Consider the following 18,587-nt stretch of genomic DNA (forward strand, 5'->3'; position numbering starts at 1 on the left):
AAAAAAGCTGCGCCCTTTATTTCGCCACATGTTTCGAACAGCCATCATTTGCTGCACGGTAAGTCTTCGCCATATTATGCCGATTTTTTCAAGCAGAACTCGCCTACCTTGCGCGGGTGCGGGAGGCCGCATTGCTTCCGCAGGCTCTAAAGCTAAAACCTGCCTGCTGCCTTGAAAGCCTGCTAATAGTGAAAAGCTGATACTCATAATCAAACCTGAAATTACAAGAAATGGTGAAAATCTGCCTTCAAGCCCCGGCAAGTTAAAAAATACTTGATATATTGATGTTAGGGGATACGAAAGAATCCCTCCCAACGCAATGCCCAGCACACCTCCTGCAAGGCCAATAATTATAGCATATGACATATAGTGAAACAGAATTTCTTTAGATGTATAGCCTAGTGCTTTTAAAATTCCTATCTGGCCACGCTGCTGTTCGATAAGTCTTTTGAGCGTAATATACAGGATTACACCAGCAATTGAAAGAAACATGATGGGCATAGCTTTTGACATGGATACAAGGCCTTTTAGCTCTTCACTCAAAAGCAAGTGACTTATTTGCTCATCCCGTGGAATCAAACTCTTTAAGCCATAAGGCTTTAACTTTATTTCAAGCTCAGTTTTAACTTTTTCAAAATCAGCACCGGGCTCCAAAGTAAAAACCAAGTCATTATACGCTTTTTCGCCGGGAAAAAGTTTTTCCATATTCTTTAAATGGATAAAACCGATGCCGAAAGTTTCAGGAGAAGGAAACATATCTGCTGCAGTGCGAAGAGCATATACGAACTCTGGACTGCTGGCAACTCCTGCTATGGAAAGTTTATGCTTCTTACCTGATGCTATTATCTCTATTTCATCGTTTAGACGATGATTGTTGGCTTCAAAGAACTTATTGTCCACCCAAATATTTAAAACATTATCTTCAAGGGGAGAACCCGTTTTTAAAAGTGGATTATTTATTGGATTTTGAATACCTGGCTCCACTGATACCAGGCGCAAATATATATTTTCTTCACTTTCTGGCTCATATACCATCACTTCTTTTACAAGGCGGCCCTGGATTTCCTTTATTCCATCTATATCTTCCAGTCTTTTTATGTCATCTCTGGATATAGCTTGTACTTGGGCAAAACCATCTGCAAAATTCCGGCTCTTATAAAAGCTTTCCTGGGAAGTTTGCAAAGTTTCCACCATGGTAGAAAAGGCGGTAAATATCAAAAGGCCCATAGTTATGATAACCATGCAGGCCATATATGCCCCCTTATTTTCTATAATATCCCTTAGCATTTTTTGAAAAAGCATTACCAGGTCACCTTCTCCGGCGGAAGAGGATTTTCATTTTTTTCAATCTTCTCCAGCCTGCCGTCTTTTAAGTAGAAAATACGATGAGCCATTTGAGCTATGGCATTGTTGTGGGTGATGATAACAACAGTTTTTGAATATATATCACAAAAACTTTTAAGTAGACTTAAAACTTGAATGCTGGTGTTAAAGTCCAAAGCTCCTGTTGGCTCGTCACACAAGAGCATCTGAGGATTTTTTGCAAGAGCCCTTGCAAGGGCCACCCGCTGTTGCTCTCCACCGGACAGCTGTGACGGAAAATGGTTGCCTCTTTCTCCAAGACCCACCTGTTCCAACAATTTTTCGGCAGAAAGTGGATTTTTTGCTATCTGTACCGAAAGGTTGATATTCTCTAAAGCCGTAAGATTTGGCATCAAATTATAAAACTGAAAAACAAAGCCTACCTCATTTCGGCGATAGAATGTCAGCTGTCTTTGATCAGCTTCATGTAAAGGCTTTCCCTTATAATAGAGTCTTCCGCCGGTGGGTTTATCCATTCCTCCTATGATATTAAGCAAGGTGCTTTTGCCGGAACCGCTGGGACCAAGTACCACAATTAGCTCTCCTTCCATTATTTCAAAACTTGCCTCTTTTAAAGCTCTAACTTCAACTTCACCCATCTTGTATGTTTTACTTAAAGATTCAGCGACTATTATTGGTTCCAACTATAGCCCTCCCTTCAATAAATTTATTACTAATATTTATGAAATATTTTTATTGTTTTATTTCATAATATCAAAATTGCAAACTTATGACAATGAGTTTTGAAATATTTTTATTGATATATTTCATTATTTTTAGTATCATAGGTACGAGGTGCATATATATGAACGGCTTTGAGCGCAGAACAATGCTTAAGAAAAAAAATATCTGCAAAGCTGCCTTTGAGCTTTTTTCAACTTTTGGCGTGCAAAAAACTAACATTGCCCAAATAGCTAAAAAAGCTAATGTGTCACAAGTTACTATATACAATTACTTCGGCAGTAAGGAAAATCTCTTAAAAGAGTCTATTAAAGATTTTTTAGAGGAAAAGCTCAAACAATATGAAAGACTATTAGAAGAAGAATTGACTTTCCTGGAGATTATAGAGAAAATTGTCTTTGATAAAAGTGAATCTGTAAAAATGATGAATTATGAATTTATACAAACCCTTCTCTCAACATATAAAGACATGCAGCAATTTATCGATGATTTTTATAAGAATAGAGCTATTCCATTGATGATACGCCTTATTGACAAAGGCCGCAGGGAAGGTTATATAAACAAAGACATCTCAAATGAAGCCTTTTTGTTTTATATAACCATTTTTACAAGAGCTATAAGTCAACATGACTTGATTTCAAAGCTTCCAAAATCCGCAATGCAAGATCTGTCTTCGCTTTTCTTTTACGGCCTTATGGGCGAAAAGCCGTCCAGTCTGCCTCAATAGATTTGCTACAGGCTTTCAATAAGAACCCAACTGGAGATCTTTTCAGGTCCTGGGGACCTTGCTGTTTCACAATCAAAAAGCTCCCTTAAAGCTATATGCTTTAAGAGAGCTTTTAGTATTTATTAACCGCACTTGGAGTAGCCGCAGCTGCGGCATATGACGCAACCGCCTTCATGTTCCAGCGTATTACCGCATTCAGGACATGCGGCGCCTTTTACGGGCTGCTTATTTGCATTTAAACCAATTTCATCATTGGATATGGCCATTTCATCATTACCGGCATCTACATAACGTTTAATATAGGCGTAGTTTGATTCATGGCTATTGCCGTTTCCGTTGCCTTTTGCTAAACCCAAGCTGCGTTCAATGGCCCGACCTATAGCATCGGGGCACGAAAGCACCTTTATTTCTTTATTGCTTGCCATCTGACGCAAGGTAGAGTGACAGCGTATGCCCTTTAGCTGCTCAACTATGGCCTTGACGTCAATTCCAGAACGAAGGGCCATTGAGATAAGGCGGCTTGTGGCCTCCGACTGAGAAGGGCAGCCCCCTGCGCGACCAAGGTTGGTAAATACTTCACAAATTCCGTTTTCGTCTGAATTCACAGTGATATACAGATTGCCGCAGCCGATTTTTACTTTTTCAGTATTGCCGTAGGTTACACTGGGCCTTGGCCTCGGTTTGATTTCGCTTCCCGGAATTACATTGGTTATTGGGCAATCTTCACAGCGTGGAGGCAGCATGCTGTCCTTTGTCTTGTCTTTTTCTTTATCCTTTGTACCCTTATTTAGCACTTGTTCCTCCCTGCTGCCGTCTCGGTAGATTGTCACGCCTTTGCAGCCAAGTTCATATGCCATCAGATAAACATTTCTTACATCTTCCCTAGTAGCGCTGTTAGGAAAGTTTACGGTCTTTGATACGGCATTATCGGTGAATTTTTGAAAAGCAGCCTGAATCTTTATATGCCATTCTGGAGTAATATCATGAGCTGTTACAAAAACCTTTTTTATTTTTTCAGGCAAAGCCGTTATTGCCTGAACTGAACCTTTTTCTATAACTTCCTGCATCAACTCATCTGTGTAAAGGCCTAAATCCATTAAAGCCTCTTTAAACAGAGGGTGTACCTCTACTAAACGATCGTTGTCCATTACATGCCGCTCGAAAGCCAAAGCAAATATGGGCTCGATGCCGCTGGAAGCTCCCGCTATAATGCTTATGGTTCCGGTTGGAGCAATAGTAGTTGTAGTAGCATTTCTTAGGCGCATTCCCTTATCTTTATAAACGCTCTTTTCCCAATTCGGGAAAACGCCTCGCTCTTTTGCCAGTTCTTCAGAGGCCTTTTTTGACTCTGTATCGATAAAGCCCATCACTTCTTCTGCAGTTTTTACAGCTTCATCAGAATTATAGGGAATGCCAAGCTGTATTAACATATCCGCAAAGCCCATAACACCTAATCCGATTTTGCGGTTGGCCAAAGTCATTTTTTCTATTTCCTTTAAAGGATAACGGTTCACATCGATGACATCATCTAAAAATCTTACAGCTATATGTACCGTTTCCTTCAGGCTCTCATAATCGATTTGGCTATCGCTACCATGCTTTTTGACGAATTTTGCAAGATTTATAGAACCCAAGTTGCATGATTCGTAGGGTAAAAGGGGCTGTTCGCCACATGGGTTGGTGCTTTCGATGGCGCCAACGGCCGGAGTGGGATTATATTCATTTATCCTGTCAATAAATACAATTCCAGGCTCTCCGTTGTTCCAGGCCATGTCCACAATGAGATCAAAAACTTCTCTGGCTTTAAGTCTGCCGGTAACTTTATTGGTGTGGGGGTCTACCAGGTCATATTCTTCGTCATTTTTCAGTGCTTCCATAAACTTAGATGTAATTGCTACACTTATGTTGAAATTAGTGATTTCCTTATCGTTTTTCTTGCATTGAATAAAATCTAAAATATCCGGATGGTCTACCCGAAGAATGCCCATATTTGCGCCCCTTCTTGTACCGCCCTGTTTTACGGCCTCCGTGGCAGAATTAAATACCTTCATAAAAGATACGGGGCCTGATGCAACTCCTCCCGTCGACTTTACTGTTGCGCCTTTTGGCCTAAGGCGTGAAAAGCTAAATCCCGTTCCACCACCGCTTTTATGTATAAGGGCTGCCGACTTAATAGAATCAAAAATTCCCTCCATGGAGTCTTCTACAGGCAGCACAAAACAGGCAGATAGCTGCCCCAACTCTCTGCCGGCATTCATTAATGTAGGAGAATTTGGGAGAAATTTTAATTCCGCCATTTGCTCGTAAAACTTCTTTGCCCAAACTTCACTCTTACCCTCGGAGTACTTGTCTTCCGCCTTGGCTATTGCACAAGATACTCTGTCTATTAGCTTTTCCGGTGTTTCAATCACATTACCTTCTGCGTCTTTTGCCAGATAACGCTTCTTGAGAACAACCTTGGCGTTTTCCGTCAATCTTATCTTGTCCGTTCCCATCTATATCACCTCAGATTTGTTTCTGCCTATTTCTCTTCATCTTACCCCTATCATGTGGTCCTAAATAGGCACTAAATAAAAAGAATTTATTAAATTTATACTATATGTAGTGCATCGATATGATTATATAACACTACATATTGTTTTCGCAAATCACGGAAAGCTTGTTTAGCATATTTTAGTCTCTTAATTACCCTAAAGCTATTTTTCACTCAGTATTTTATATTATTATAAATCAAATTTATAAAATCGAAAAAGGCGATCTTGAAATGTGTTAGATCGCCATGGCTAAGTTTTTTACCCTTTTTTATTTTTGCAATCGCTACAAAAGCCATAAAACAAAGTTGTGTGAAAATCTACTTCCACATTGTTATTTTGCTCAACGCACTTTTCTAATTCTTTATCCACTTTACATCCTTTTACATCAAGTATTTTTCCACACTCAGTACATACAAAATGATAGTGGTTTTCTGCATTGCCGTCAAAACGGCTGTATTTGCTGCCAAAGTTAAGTTCTGTTATTTCACCTAATTCTGCAAGCTTGCCCAAATTGCGATATACAGTGCCAAGACTGATATTGGGCATTTCTTTTTTAACCTGCTCATATATCCAATCTGCTGTGGGATGAGTATCAGTACCCCTAAGTGTCTTTAAAATCAAGTCCCTCTGCCTTGTTTTACGGATAAAACCTTTTTTTCTGTCCATCTAACACCTTCTCACTTCTCCTCTTTGGGGGTTTCTACCTTTGTAAAGGTGTCCTTTGCTTCACATTCCGGACACTTTCTCGGTTTACAACGACTTTCCTTTTCATATCCACAAGCACTGCACTTATATACTGCCATTAAAACACCTCCATATTAATAATCATTACTATTTATACATAGTATATCGGAAAAGATTGAATATGTCAATTTTCATCATATGGATTTTATAATAAAAACAGGTGCATATATAAGCTCATTAAAAATCGATAGTCCATCATTTATAGTATTGACCATGCATTAAAAGTTGATGAGAAAATTTTTTTATTGACATTTTTGTTTTTATGTGTATAATAAAACTATAATACATGTATACAATTATCCGGGGGAGGTTTGATTATGAATTACGATGGTATTTTTTTAAATGAACAAGAGGAAACTTTAGAAGAATACATTCTGGAATTTCTGTATCAGTCAGGATATATGGAACATTAAAATTGCAAAAAACTTATTCAAGAAGCGGTGATTTGGCGCCACTTCTTTTTTTGTTTTTTAATTTACGACGATAAATACTCGACAATTTGTGGCAGTTCCCTTTCAGCTACTTTCTCACCGTATTTTACGATTTCGGGTATTCGATAAAAATCCTTATAACCGATACCCTTTATATCAGGGTAAATATAATACCCCGGGTGCTCCTTTCTTATATAATTGGACAGTTCATCACCCATTATATCTATAGTGGCCATTAAAATATCGACAATAGATTTAACCCTTGGCCTGCTCTCCGACACCCCTAAATCCACACCTATGATCTTTCTCGCATTTTGTGCATACAAAATATCTACAGGTATGTTGTTTTTAATGCCTCCGTCTACCAAAGTATGGCCTTTAACTACTTTTGGCAAGAATATACCGGGTAAAGATATGCTGGCTCTAACTGCTGTAGCCAAAGATTGCTCTGTTATAAAAACTGTATTGTCCATTTTCTTTGTCGGAATATTTTTCCTGGGACAAAATACCACAGTTTCCCCTGTATTAATATCCGCACTTATTACTGAAATGGGAATTTTTAGGTCATCAAAACCTTTTTTGTTAAACACTTCTTCCAAGAATTGTTCAATCTTATTTCCCTTAAAGAGCCCCTTTGGAAAAACCCAATTAATTATAGGTTTATTTATCCAATAATAATAAAACAGCAACAAAATATACACTCCTGAAATTGTAGGATCTAACAATTTCACCGGATTAATTTTTTTAAAATCCTCTACGAATTTCTCCAGGTCAACCCCAGCAGCATATAACGCAGCTACTATGCTGCCCGCACTGGTTCCGGCTATTATATCGGGATAAATTTGGTTTTTTATCAGCACATTTAAAATTCCAAGGTGAACAGCACCCCTCACGCCTCCACCGCTTAATGCCAAGCCAATTTTATGGATTTTTCCACTCATTTTTAACTCCCCCATAACATAAGACTGCCCTTAATATATAAAATATTAAAAAAGAAGGATTTTGTTAAAATTAAAATCCCGCACCTTTACAGTGCGGGATTTTATATGAAGGTTTATTAACGGGGAGGCAATTCAGGTTTTTCGCCACAGCGCTCAAGCAGAGCTAGCCATCTCTGGTCTACTTCTTCCTGAATCCGCTGTATGATGTGCTCATTTCCGGGAGCAAACAGATGGCGGAATCTCCCTTGAGGTTTCAAGAATTCTTCAATTGGAACGTACTTCTTGGGCTTTTTGTTTAGCTTCCATTTGCCGTTTTCCACTTCAAATAGCGGCCAGAAACGGGTTTCTACTGCAAGTTTGGATAATTCCACAACATCTGGCGTGTTATATCTCCAACCCCTTGGGCATGGTGACAGAATATTGATAAACGCCGGTCCATCTACCTCAAAAGCCTTTTTGGCCTTTGCATGGACATCCTGCCAACTGCTGATGGACGTTTGAGCTACATAGGGTATGTTATGGGCTGCAATTACAGCGGCTAAATCTTTTCTGGGTTGCTGCTTTCCGGGCACTACTTTACCTGCCGGGCTGGTGGTGGTATCTGCACCTATTGGCGTTGCACTGGAACGTTGGATACCGGTGTTCATATAAGCTCCATTGTCAAGACATACATAAACCAGGTTATGGCCACGCTCCATGGCACCGGAAAGAGACTGTAGACCTATATCATAAGTTCCTCCGTCACCGCCAAAGGCCACAAACTTAATATCTTCTTTTAACTTTCCTTGTTTTTTAAGGGACCTGTATGCCGCCTCTACACCGCTTAAGGTCGCTGCGGCATTTTCAAAGGCATTGTGTATAAATGAACAGTTCCATGCAGTATATGGATATATGGTAGATGCAACCTCCAGACACCCTGTAGCACAGCCTACAACCACATGTTCATCGTTTCCCAGGGCATTTAACACCATGCGCACCGAAATACCATGACCACATCCTGCACAGAGCCTATGACCTCCAACAAATCTCTCTTTCACTTGGGCAAGTTCTTTTAATGTAGCCATTCCTGCACCTCCTATTCTCTCAATCCTAAATATCTTACGAATTTGTCAACTCTTCCAGTCTTTACGATGTCGCCCAGGTCATTGTAGACCTTCTCAACATCTTCCAGACGCAGGTCTCTTCCTCCAAGGCCGTATACATAGTTCACTACTTTGATGTCAGCTTTTAGATCATAAAGGGAAGTCCTTACATCTTCAAACATCGGCCCTCCAAGGGTGGAGAATGTTTCAGCTCTGTCAAGGACTGCAACGGCTTTTACACCTTTTAATGCGTCAACCACTGCTTCATGTGGGAATGGTCTGAAAACCCTGGGCTTCAGCACACCTACTTTTAGACCTTTAGCTCTGAGCTCATCACATACGCCCTTAGCACTTCCTGCTGCAGAGTTCATTACTACTATAGCCATGTCTGCATCTTCCAGCTTATATGCATCAACCAGACCGTAGGTTCTGCCTGATATTTTTGCATATTCTTTACCTATTTCTTCAATTACTCGTTTAGCATTTTCCATGGCAGCTACCTGCTGGTATTTGTGTTCAAAGTAGTAGTCGTACATATCAAAGTTACCCATGGAGAACTGCTCTTTAACATTCAGCAGTGCTTCCTGAGGATGATATTCGCCTATAAATTCTTTTACAGTATCATCGTCCAAAATATCTAAAACGTCTAAGGCGTGGCTTGTAATAAACCCATCATAGTTTACGCTGACGGGCAAAAGCACATCGGGATGCTCAGCAATGCGAATAGCTTGAATCATATTATCATAAGCTTCCTGAGCATTTTCTGAAAACAGCTGAATGACGCCTGATTGTTTTATTCCCATTGCATCACTGTGGTCACAATGGATGTTAATGGGTGCACTTAAAGCTCTGTTTACTACAGGAAATACAATAGGAAGCCTCATTGAAGCGGCCACATATACTACTTCAAACATGTAAGCCAAACCCTGACTTGAAGTACAGGTCATGGCTCTTGCCCCGGCAGCAGAAGCACCGATAGTAGCACTCATGGCACTGTGTTCGCTTTCAACTGCTACAAACTCTGTGTCTACCTTGCCGTTGTTTACAAAGGAAGAAAACATCTGAACAACTTCCGTAGAAGGAGTGATGGGATATGCTGCAACAACATCAGGGTTTATCTGCCTCATAGCCTGGGCGACTGCCTCATTTCCGGTAAGGGCAACTCTATTCTTCATTTCTTCTCGCCTCCTTCTGCTTATCTATTTCATCTTCAGAAATCATATCAATAGCATGGGTCGGGCATACGTTGGCACAAATGCCGCACCCTTTGCAATGCTTGTAGTCAAAACAATCAAATTTGCCATCAGTGGAAATTATGGAAGCATCAGGGCAATAGCGCCAGCAAATAAGGCAATGTATACAGCGCTCCTTGTTCCAAATAGGTCTGATGGTGCGCCAATCACCGGTTTCATATGTGTTGGCATTGCCAGGCTCATAGATATTGCCGGCTTTTGTAAGCTCTCTCCAATTCATATCGGGACTTATACCCTCTCTGGAGCGACCTTGTCCAAAATTCCTGTTAAATGGTGTCATTCGCCCTTCACCTCCTGATAAGCTCTCTCAATAGCTTTAATATTGCCATCAATGACTTCCGGTTTAGTCTTAAATTTCTTTTCAAGTTCATCCTTAACATGTTTTGCAAACTCATCGAAGGGCATCAGGCCAGTAGCCTTAATAAAAGCACCCATTAAAGGCGTATTCGGAATAACCCTTCCGATAGTTTCCAAAGAAATTTGGTTAGCATCTACCGTAAAGATTTTTCCACCTTTTAAGTTGAGCTTTTCCCTAACTTCCTGTGGTGTTTTGGTTGTGTTTACAATATAAATCCCATCTTCGGGGACCCCAGCTGTAACCTTTTCACCTAAAAGTGTGGCATCTAATACGATGACAATATGGGGATTGATAACATTTGAATGGATGTGAATGGGGGAATCGCTTATTCTATTAAAAGCAAGGATGGGCGCTCCCATTCGCTCTGGACCGTATTCCGGGAAACCTTGTACATATTTTCCCGTTTGTGCTATGGTTTCCGCCAGCATTAAAGCAGCAGTTTTAGCTCCCTGTCCACCACGGCCATGCCAGCGGATTTCTAATACTTTTGACATGAAAAATCCTCCCTTCATAAAAATCCTATATTATAGTTTGCCAAGAAAAAACAATATTACCCATAAAAGAGCCTGAAAAAAGCAGAATAAAGATAGTTAAACTTGAATTTTGCATCGTGAAAATAAATTAGAAAAAATAACTGTTATAGTAAAGAATCGGAAGTATTAAACTGTTATAAAACATATTACGTTATAATCTGATACAGATTTTATGTAACTAGATTTTTGCAGATTTGAATGACTATAACAGTTTTTTCAAAATAAGTATAACAGACTGTCTGCAAGTGGTCAATATAAAAAAATCATCACCTGCGCCTTTTGCACGGTGATGATTATAAAGCTAACCCGTAAGTATGTATTGTAAAATAAACAGCATAACAACACCTGGTATGCCTAAAAACCCTACCATCAGTGCAGTTATGGGGTTTAATGCTATATGAAATCCTATGTATCCTCCGATAAAGTTTAATAGTAATAATACAGCTCCACCAATGAGTGCATTGTACACCAGTTTTATCACAATTTTGATGGGCATGATTAAGGCCCGACCAATTACGTAAAGAAGCAGTAGACCGCATGCGTAAGCCAGGATGGCGGCATAATCCATCTGCAATCCTATCACCACCCATGTTTTTTGTACTATCTTATTTTAGCTCTTCAGTACTTATGCCTTGATTTTTGGCCTGATTTAAAAGATAAATATATTTTCTACGTGCTGCTTCCTCTGTAAAAATTGCATGGTCTACTAGTTCAGGATCCGAAACCCACTGAAAGTATTTTTGAGCTCGGATCCATTCCTGATGAGCTTCACGTATTTCATCAGCGAGCCTGGATTTTGGTGTGTCTAAAGGTTCATCATAATTACTATCTAAAAAAAACCTAGAAAATATTTCATAAATATTTCGGAAGATATCGTACTTTTTCATGCAAACTCATCTCCTCATTGGAGATTATAACCATTTGTCTATCTGGTTATACGGAGATGAGTTTGCACTGTTTTATGGTTAATCGTTAGTGTATTTGAAGCCGCGAACTAGCACAATTGGTGTTCCCGCATCGGCAGAGCCTGCCACCAAATCAGCTAAGGTTGCTACGATGCTTGTTACGCTTCGAGGTGTAGTGCCCAAGCTCTCTCTTGTAACTTCTGCCTGGTTGTTTTTTATTATCTGTTCTATTTCATCTCGGGAATATCCAAGATTGTGCAGCGTATCGACTTGAAGTTTAAGTTTTGTTCCAGTTCTAAGGGTAGCCTTTTTCAAGCCGCTGCTTACACCTATTGCCGGATATGGGTCCGCCATTTCAAAAATACCGGTATCCGGATCTTTATAGGCGCCATCGCCAAAAATCAGCACCTCTACGTCTTTACCGCTTACTTCCTTGATTTTAGCTTTTATCTTTTCTGCCGTATCGTCTGAATCACCGGGTAAAAGTTTAAGTACGCCCTTTTCAAAATCGGAAACATTTGAACCGATAACGCCCCATGGTCCAGGGCCTATATCTTTAATTGTAGTTACAGGTACCATGGCACCGAAAGATTCAAATAGCTCTTTTAATTTATCCCGTTCATGGACTGCCGCAATACATACACCGTTAATATATCCTCTGTCGTAAACTTTTAGGGGATTGTTAGTAAATATAACTTCGCCTTCAGCATTACCGGCTTTAATCATTTTAAGATACAGATCCCTATAATCCATACCCGTTATAGGATGGGAAAACTTGATGTTTTCAAGTTCATTGGTATATATCACATCAGGGTCGTAATAGCTGTCAAGTTGCAGCCCAAAATCATAAGTCTTGGCATTGTCCAAATTCTCTGCATCAACCATAGTTATCTTATGATGGCCCAAATTCACAGAAATAGCCAGAGCCTGCCGGGCACCTTCTACATCATTTTTAATGCCAATGGCTTTTCTGGCTGCCTTTTCTAAATTTTCAAAGGTTACCTCAACTACAGCCAGCTTTCCTTCCGGAGTCCTCACCGTCAAATCGGCAATGCCTTTACCGGTAATTTTACGTATACTTAAAATGCTGTATCCTATTTCCTGCAGCTTAAGGGCCGCAATAATCTCTCTAATAAGAACGTTTAGCTGAGGTGTGTTCTCTCTGGCTTCCTGAAGGCTTTTTAACACTTTCTTTAGCCTAAGCCTGGTTGTGGCAAATTCTTCATCCATGACCTGGTTTCCTACCTCGTCAAAAGGTATGGGAAACTGAAGAATAATCTTGCCACCTCTTGTAGCCATCGCCAACGCCTTTAATACCAGTGCAAAGCGGTTTCTGCTGGCAATAGGGCTTATTACGGCTAAAGTACTTTTAGGAGCAAGATTTAACTTGCTTTGGATATCGCGAGCCAACTCCTCACAAGAAATATAACGGTTTTGCGAGCGAGCTACTACCGCCTCGGTTACGCAAATAATGTCCTTGTCTTCCACAAAGGGTTTGGCTGCTTCAGCTGTAATAGCAACAATATCATCATTAGGGAAGATTAACCCTGTCTTAAGGCCTACAGCTGCTACGCCTGCAATTGAAGGAAGAGAAAATTTCTCCATAGGACAACATCCTTTCTATTCTGCGTCCAAAATAAAATACACATAGATTTTGCTACAACACTTATTATATCAGGAAAAGACAAAAATTAACAGAAAAATTTCAAGTTAATTTTTTCCGAATACAATATTAGTATTACCTATATACGCAAAATTTAAAGGAGGCAAGATGCATAAATCTCTTTGCTTTATGGGATTTGCTTCTGGCCCTTTTCAATTCATATTTTAGCCCTAAACGTACTAACGGGAGCGCTATTTGCACTCCCGTACTTCATTCATAATACTTAATTTAATTAATTTGGGAAAAGATCCTGGATCTGGTTTTTGTATACAATTTCACTGTCCAGTTGATTATTTAAACTACACCTTCTGGCTTCAGGCAACAGAATATTTAGCTCATCGAGAAACTTATCTGCTTCACGCCTCACATGGTCAAGTAACAGCGGCGTCGATACAATACCCAAGATTTCGCATAGTTTTGCCAATTCAAACGCTGCTGCTTTAAAATCGCGAAGGGCAGTAGTGTTGTTAATGACATCTTGAGTAAAACGTAAAGCTGTATTGAAACTTCTAGGCCTTGTTTTGGCCATCGATTCAAAGTCCCTTGCCGTTTCCAGCAAGCGCGAAAAAACTCTTCTGGATTCTTCGGCTTGATTTATTAACTCTCTTTCAGACGGGTCAAGCAAGTGTATGATAAACTCTATATGCTCCTTCATTATGCGCAACCAGAATACTTCTTGCTCAAGGAGCATCGTCAGGGGATCCTGAGGAACTGGCATTTGCAAGAGTTCCAGAAAACGCTCCGCTTCCCTTCTAATATGGTCTAACAAAAGTGGATAGTTGCTTCCCGGTTCTGCTCTACATTGAATAAGCTTCCTCAATAGTTTTGCTTTAAATTCGATTATGGCTTTTACTGCATTTATCAAGTCATCTAAGAGTCTTCCTTCAAGCCTTGATACTCTGTTAAGCGCTCTTCTCAATTCCATGAATCTATCAATAAAGGTCTGTGCTTCTTCCCTCAATTCTATCTGGTCTGCAGGCAATCCCAGTTTAATAAAAAGTGCATGCTCTTGCAGTATTCTGGACCAGAACCGTGCCTCTTCCAGGCGATTATATTCACATACACAATTTCGGCATTGAGGGCTGTTTATCGTTATTTTCCGACCGGACATAAAAAAACCTCCCCAATTTTATTACTCGTATTTTCTTAATATATAATATAGATAAACGCCGAAATTGTGCGAAAGAACTATTAAAATTATAAAATCCAGTTCTTTTTTATACTTCGTTGGCACAAACAAAACAATAAGACACTAAATACCAGAGTTATAAAAATATTAAACGTTGGATAAAAAATCGAGCTGCATCTAATAGCCCTGTTTAGTGCATCAGTTCCATAAGTCAAGGGCAAACAAAAGGTTATTGGTTTCAAAATGGCGGGTAAATGCTCAATTGGCATAAACAATCCGCACAAAAAAAGCATGGGAAATCTAAAAAAGTTGGATAATGTCTGTGCTTCAAACACTTCCTTAACAGATACGGCAATCAACAAACCAATTAAGGCAGAAGTTATTGCGATTAAGATAACAGCGATTATCACAATTGGCCAGTTTATTCCACTTAAATCTGTAAAAAATGCAGCAAAAACAACAGGGACAAACGCATTTACCAAGCCAAATATTACTGCTCCCGATAATTTAGCAAAGACCAGTATACCTAAACTAATTGGGGCAAGCAATAATCTATCAAAGGAGTGAGACCTCTTTTCAAACGTTATTGTAACTGCCAGCATTGAAGTTGTTCCAAACAATACACTCATTGCCATTAAACCCGGCAGCAGCTCAATAATCTCCATATTCGGTGAGCGTATTAGCTGCATCAATGTCCATGACAAAGGAAATATAATTCCCCAGCTAATATTAGGTGGTTTTAAATAGTAATTTTTTATATCTTTTTTTAAAATGTTCCAAAACGCGATTGCTGTTTCCACTTTACATCTCCACCTTTTCTTTTCCACTTATTTGCGCAGCTTTACTCCCCGTTATTTTAACAAACACATCTTCTAAGGAGGGCTTTATCTCTCTTGCCTCATAAACCAAAATCCCTTTACTATCCAGCCATCGAATAATAGGAGATAGAGTTACGCGTTCTTCAGAAGTAATTAGCAAAGAATTTTCATCTAGAATCTCTAACTTGAAATTTTGAAAATGGTTTTTAAGTTCTCCACTTAGTTCATTTAAACTGCCTGCAACTTTCAATTTGAGTTTATGTTCCTGCTCTGTATTTTCCAACAACTCTCTTACTGACCCAATTTTCACAATCCTGCCCTTTACAATAAAAGCAATCCTATCACATACCCGCTGGGCTTCTTCAATGTAATGAGTAGTAATGAATATAGTTTTGCCTTGATTTTTTAAATGCAATATAAGTTCCCTTATTTGCCTTGCACTTTCAACATCTATTCCGGTAGTCGGTTCATCTAAAAACAATATTTTAGGATCGTGTATGATGGCAGCAGCAATTGTGAGCTTTCGTTTCATCCCCTTTGAATATGTTTTAAAAGGCCGTTTTCCAGCATCCGTTAAATTAAATTGTTCTAACAGTTCCACTGCTCTTTTTTCGCGTTTTGCTTTACTTATCCCATATAATGAAGCACAAAAGCAAAGATTATCAAAGCCGTTCATTTCATCATACAGATTGTTTTCATCCGGAACAACACCTATAATTCTCTGTACTTTCTTTACATCTTTTACGGCATCAATTCCAAAAATCTCAATATGGCCACCGGTCGGTCTGGATAAACCGATCATCATATTGATTGTTGAAGTTTTGCCGGCTCCGTTTGGCCCTAAAAATCCAAATACTTCCCCCTGCTTTATGCTAAAAGAAATATGGTCAACTGCAAGAAATTCTCCGTATTTCTTTTTAAGATTTGTGACACTTACAACTTCCATGGCGTTTTTTGCTCCCTTCCATGCTTTCGGGACTACAAGCTTCTCGTTTAATTAAAGCAAGTTCTTTAATTTTAGCTGCAAGTTCGTTCAAGCTATCTCGGTCTACATCATAGTGCATAAAATAACCCTTTTTCTCACCAACAAGTAAGCCTGCCTCTTTCAATGCTTTTAAATGCTGTGAAACTGCAGATTCCGTCAGCCCAAGTTCTTTCGACAGTGCTCTGACACAGTAATTATGCTGAAGCAGCAATATAAGTATTTTATACCTTGTTTCATCTGCTAAGGCTTTAAACATCTTTATAGGTTCCATATCAACCTACACCACCTTTTAATTAAGTAATTGCTTAATTAAATTATGCTTTAGTTTTTTGGTTAAGTCAATACTAAATTAAATAAATGGTTGCTTTTGTCCATTTGCATCATATTTCTTTCTTTTTGCTGTTATTTCTTCAATTTTTATAGAGTATATATTAGTTCGTTTTAATCCAGCTTTAATCGCTATAGGAAAATAAGCCATCTTTGTTGGAGTATACTTTTCACATATTAACCTTAACGCCTTAATCTTTTCTTCTTCATCATTTGTAATGGGCGACCAAAGGCCGCCCATTACATATATCCATACTTATACTAGATTTTCTTTTTCGAATTTTTCAAGGAAGGCGACCAATGCCTCAACGCCCTCCTTAGGCATAGCATTATAGATAGATGCGCGTAAACCGCCCACACTTCTATGCCCTTTCAAGTTGTCAAAACCGGCTGCTTTAGCTGCCGCAATGACTTTTGCGTCAAGTTCCTTATCTCCAGTTGCAAAAGTGACGTTCATCAAAGAACGGTATTCCTTTTCTGCCGTACCACGGAACATTTTGCTGTTGTCGAGAAAATCATATAATATAGCAGCTTTTTCTTCGTTTATCTTCTGCATGACGGAAAGGCCGCCGATTTTCTTAAGATATTTGAAAACTTTGCCGCAGACATATATGCTCCAACAGTTGGGCGTATTGTATAAGGAACCATTTTCTGCGTGTATGTCATAGCGCATATAAGTAGGCACTATTTCATCTAAATCTTTTCTTATAAGATCCTCTCTTATGATTACAATCACCAGGCCAGCAGGGCCAACATTTTTTTGAACACCGGCATATATAAGGCCGTAGTCCGAAACATTACACGGTTTGGACAGGAACATTGACGACTGGTCGGAAACCAAAACTTTCCCCTTAGTATTTGGGAGCTTTTTGAATGTTGTACCATGTATTGTTTCATTTTCGCAGATGTAAACATAGTCAGCATTGGGATCAACGGGCAAGTCCGAACAATCAGGAATATAACTGTAATTTTTATCTTTACTTGTTGCAAGCAAGTTGGCTTTTCCGTACTTTTTGGCTTCCAGATATGCTTTTTCTGACCATGCGCCGGTTACAATATAATCGGCAACACCGTTTTTCATTAAGTTCATTGGAACCATCGCAAACTGCAGTGTAGCACCGCCCTGAACAAACAATACCTTGTAATTGTCAGGAATGTTCATGAGGTCACGCAAATCGGCTTCCGCCTCGTCGATGATATTTTGGAAAACTTTGGAGCGGTGCGACATTTCCATAACGCTCATGCCGCTACCTCTGTAATTTAGCACTTCACTTGCAATTTCTTCTAGAACTTCAACGGGCATTATAGCTGGACCTGCAGAAAAATTATAAACTCTGTCATATTTCATTTGTAACACTCCAATCATTTATACTTAAATTTTGCTTTCAATAAAATAGTTGTTAAATGTTTATCAATATTAGTTAAATAAAATTTTAATCCTAACCGATTTTAACATTATGAAAAAACTTAACCTTATATATTCTATACAGATTTTACTTTTCCTTCTTTTACAAAAATCTTTAAAGTTAAAGACAAACATACATCTCTTAGCTATATCTCCTAAGACTTAGGTCAGCTATTAAGCCGGCAAAGAAGTTTTTCTTCTTTAGCTCCACTGCTTTATACATACACAATTCATGGCAGCACAAGCATTCTATGCAGACCTTATAATCAATTTGTTTAGTCTCCTCATTAATAGCTGATGCAGGACAGCTCTCTACACATACATTGCAGTTTCTACACTTTTTCCTGTTAATCCTTGGCACAGTTTTAAAAAAATCGATAATCCTTATCAGGACTTTAAAATTTAGCTTTTTACTGCTTTTGTAGCGCTTTGGCAGTTTAAAATTATCTAACTCTGGAACATCATCATAATCACCATCTATTGTTATGTTCTCCAGTTTGCTTTCCCCTATCTTCCTTAATCTTGCGGCAGTTAGGACAGCAACTTTTTCAATTTCCATACCCAACATCTTAATATTCTCTGCACTCTTTTATAACCACTTTAGTCACTTTAATCTACTCCTTCGCTTTCTTACGTGCCGCAAACATACCACCCTTTAAATGGGTTTAAATAAATGTACACTTTATAATAGATATACCAGCGCCTATGT

At 39.0% G+C, this 18,587-nt stretch carries 21 protein-coding genes; 1 reads left to right on the forward strand and 20 read right to left on the reverse strand.

The annotated features are described in order from the left end of the window. Positions 1 to 1,302, reverse strand: a 1,302-nt coding sequence (locus JT739_RS11240) for an ABC transporter permease (protein ID WP_237661218.1), incomplete at its 3' end; no start/stop codon positions are given. Further along, on the reverse strand, positions 1,302 to 2,006 hold the full coding sequence (locus tag JT739_RS11245) for an ABC transporter ATP-binding protein (protein WP_237661219.1): 705 nt from the start codon (positions 2,004 to 2,006) through the stop codon (positions 1,302 to 1,304). The genes JT739_RS11240 and JT739_RS11245, both read right to left, overlap by 1 nt. A 161-nt stretch (positions 2,007 to 2,167) precedes the next feature. Between JT739_RS11245 and JT739_RS11250 the strand changes: the two genes are divergently transcribed. Continuing rightward, positions 2,168 to 2,770: a TetR/AcrR family transcriptional regulator gene (locus JT739_RS11250; RefSeq protein WP_237661220.1), complete on the forward strand. Its 603-nt coding sequence runs from the start codon at positions 2,168 to 2,170 to the stop codon at positions 2,768 to 2,770. Between the two features lie 122 nt (positions 2,771 to 2,892). Here the strand turns inward: JT739_RS11250 and JT739_RS11255 are convergent, their stop codons facing one another. The 18 genes from JT739_RS11255 to JT739_RS11340 form a co-directional block, all read right to left on the reverse strand. Beyond that, a complete protein-coding gene (locus tag JT739_RS11255; RefSeq protein ID WP_237661221.1) occupies positions 2,893 to 5,265 on the reverse strand; it encodes a vitamin B12-dependent ribonucleotide reductase in 2,373 nt (790 codons plus the stop codon). Between the two features lie 297 nt (positions 5,266 to 5,562). Further along, positions 5,563 to 5,970: a Fur family transcriptional regulator gene (locus JT739_RS11260; RefSeq protein WP_237661222.1), complete on the reverse strand. Its 408-nt coding sequence runs from the start codon at positions 5,968 to 5,970 to the stop codon at positions 5,563 to 5,565. 11 nt (positions 5,971 to 5,981) lie between these two features. Further along, positions 5,982 to 6,107: a DNA repair protein RadA gene (locus tag JT739_RS11265; protein ID WP_237661223.1), complete on the reverse strand. Its 126-nt coding sequence runs from the start codon at positions 6,105 to 6,107 to the stop codon at positions 5,982 to 5,984. A 416-nt stretch (positions 6,108 to 6,523) separates the two neighbouring features. Beyond that, the gene (locus JT739_RS11270; RefSeq protein WP_237661224.1) at positions 6,524 to 7,420 is read right to left on the reverse strand and encodes a patatin-like phospholipase family protein; all 897 of its coding nucleotides are present in this window, start codon (positions 7,418 to 7,420) and stop codon (positions 6,524 to 6,526) included. A 116-nt stretch (positions 7,421 to 7,536) separates the two neighbouring features. Beyond that, positions 7,537 to 8,484: a thiamine pyrophosphate-dependent enzyme gene (locus JT739_RS11275; protein ID WP_237661225.1), complete on the reverse strand. Its 948-nt coding sequence runs from the start codon at positions 8,482 to 8,484 to the stop codon at positions 7,537 to 7,539. Positions 8,485 to 8,495: 11 nt separating this feature from the next. Further along, a complete protein-coding gene (gene porA, locus JT739_RS11280) occupies positions 8,496 to 9,677 on the reverse strand; it encodes a pyruvate ferredoxin oxidoreductase (protein ID WP_237661226.1) in 1,182 nt (393 codons plus the stop codon). Next, positions 9,667 to 10,035 (reverse strand): 4Fe-4S binding protein, encoded by a 369-nt coding sequence (locus JT739_RS11285; protein WP_237661227.1) that lies wholly within the window; start codon positions 10,033 to 10,035, stop codon positions 9,667 to 9,669. Before JT739_RS11285 ends, porA begins: the two co-directional genes overlap by 11 nt. Beyond that, entirely contained in the window at positions 10,032 to 10,607 is a 576-nt protein-coding gene (locus JT739_RS11290; RefSeq protein WP_237661228.1) for a 2-oxoacid:acceptor oxidoreductase family protein, read from the reverse strand. The genes JT739_RS11285 and JT739_RS11290 overlap by 4 nt, the downstream gene beginning before the upstream one ends. A gap of 340 nt (positions 10,608 to 10,947) precedes the next feature. After that, on the reverse strand, positions 10,948 to 11,214 hold the full coding sequence (locus JT739_RS11295; protein WP_237661263.1) for a pro-sigmaK processing inhibitor BofA family protein: 267 nt from the start codon (positions 11,212 to 11,214) through the stop codon (positions 10,948 to 10,950). Between the two features lie 37 nt (positions 11,215 to 11,251). Beyond that, positions 11,252 to 11,533, reverse strand: coding sequence for a DUF2508 family protein (locus JT739_RS11300; RefSeq protein ID WP_237661229.1), 282 nt, complete (start codon positions 11,531 to 11,533; stop codon positions 11,252 to 11,254). Between the two features lie 78 nt (positions 11,534 to 11,611). Then, positions 11,612 to 13,156, reverse strand: a complete 1,545-nt coding sequence (locus JT739_RS11305; RefSeq protein WP_237661230.1) for a coenzyme F420-0:L-glutamate ligase — start codon at positions 13,154 to 13,156, stop codon at positions 11,612 to 11,614. 290 nt (positions 13,157 to 13,446) lie between these two features. Continuing rightward, on the reverse strand, positions 13,447 to 14,325 hold the full coding sequence (locus JT739_RS11310) for a DUF2935 domain-containing protein (protein WP_237661231.1): 879 nt from the start codon (positions 14,323 to 14,325) through the stop codon (positions 13,447 to 13,449). Between the two features lie 86 nt (positions 14,326 to 14,411). Continuing rightward, the gene (locus tag JT739_RS11315; protein ID WP_237661232.1) at positions 14,412 to 15,143 is read right to left on the reverse strand and encodes an ABC transporter permease; all 732 of its coding nucleotides are present in this window, start codon (positions 15,141 to 15,143) and stop codon (positions 14,412 to 14,414) included. Between the two features lies 1 nt (position 15,144). Beyond that, positions 15,145 to 16,107 carry an ABC transporter ATP-binding protein gene (locus JT739_RS11320; RefSeq protein ID WP_237661233.1) on the reverse strand — a complete coding sequence of 321 codons (963 nt, stop codon included), beginning with the start codon at positions 16,105 to 16,107 and terminating at the stop codon, positions 15,145 to 15,147. Further along, positions 16,079 to 16,417, reverse strand: a complete 339-nt coding sequence (locus JT739_RS11325) for a helix-turn-helix transcriptional regulator (protein WP_237661234.1) — start codon at positions 16,415 to 16,417, stop codon at positions 16,079 to 16,081. The genes JT739_RS11320 and JT739_RS11325 overlap by 29 nt, the downstream gene beginning before the upstream one ends. Positions 16,418 to 16,495: 78 nt before the next feature. Beyond that, entirely contained in the window at positions 16,496 to 16,714 is a 219-nt protein-coding gene (locus tag JT739_RS11330; RefSeq protein ID WP_237661235.1) for a hypothetical protein, read from the reverse strand. Between the two features lie 15 nt (positions 16,715 to 16,729). Beyond that, positions 16,730 to 17,821, reverse strand: a complete 1,092-nt coding sequence (gene serC / locus JT739_RS11335; RefSeq protein ID WP_237661236.1) for a 3-phosphoserine/phosphohydroxythreonine transaminase — start codon at positions 17,819 to 17,821, stop codon at positions 16,730 to 16,732. 199 nt (positions 17,822 to 18,020) lie between these two features. Then, positions 18,021 to 18,437 (reverse strand): 4Fe-4S binding protein, encoded by a 417-nt coding sequence (locus JT739_RS11340; protein WP_237661237.1) that lies wholly within the window; start codon positions 18,435 to 18,437, stop codon positions 18,021 to 18,023. Positions 18,438 to 18,587: the final 150 nt, after the last annotated feature.

The sequence above is a fragment of the Tepidanaerobacter sp. GT38 genome, from assembly GCF_021991635.1.
Classification (GTDB): Bacteria; Bacillota; Thermosediminibacteria; order Thermosediminibacterales; family Tepidanaerobacteraceae; genus DTU063.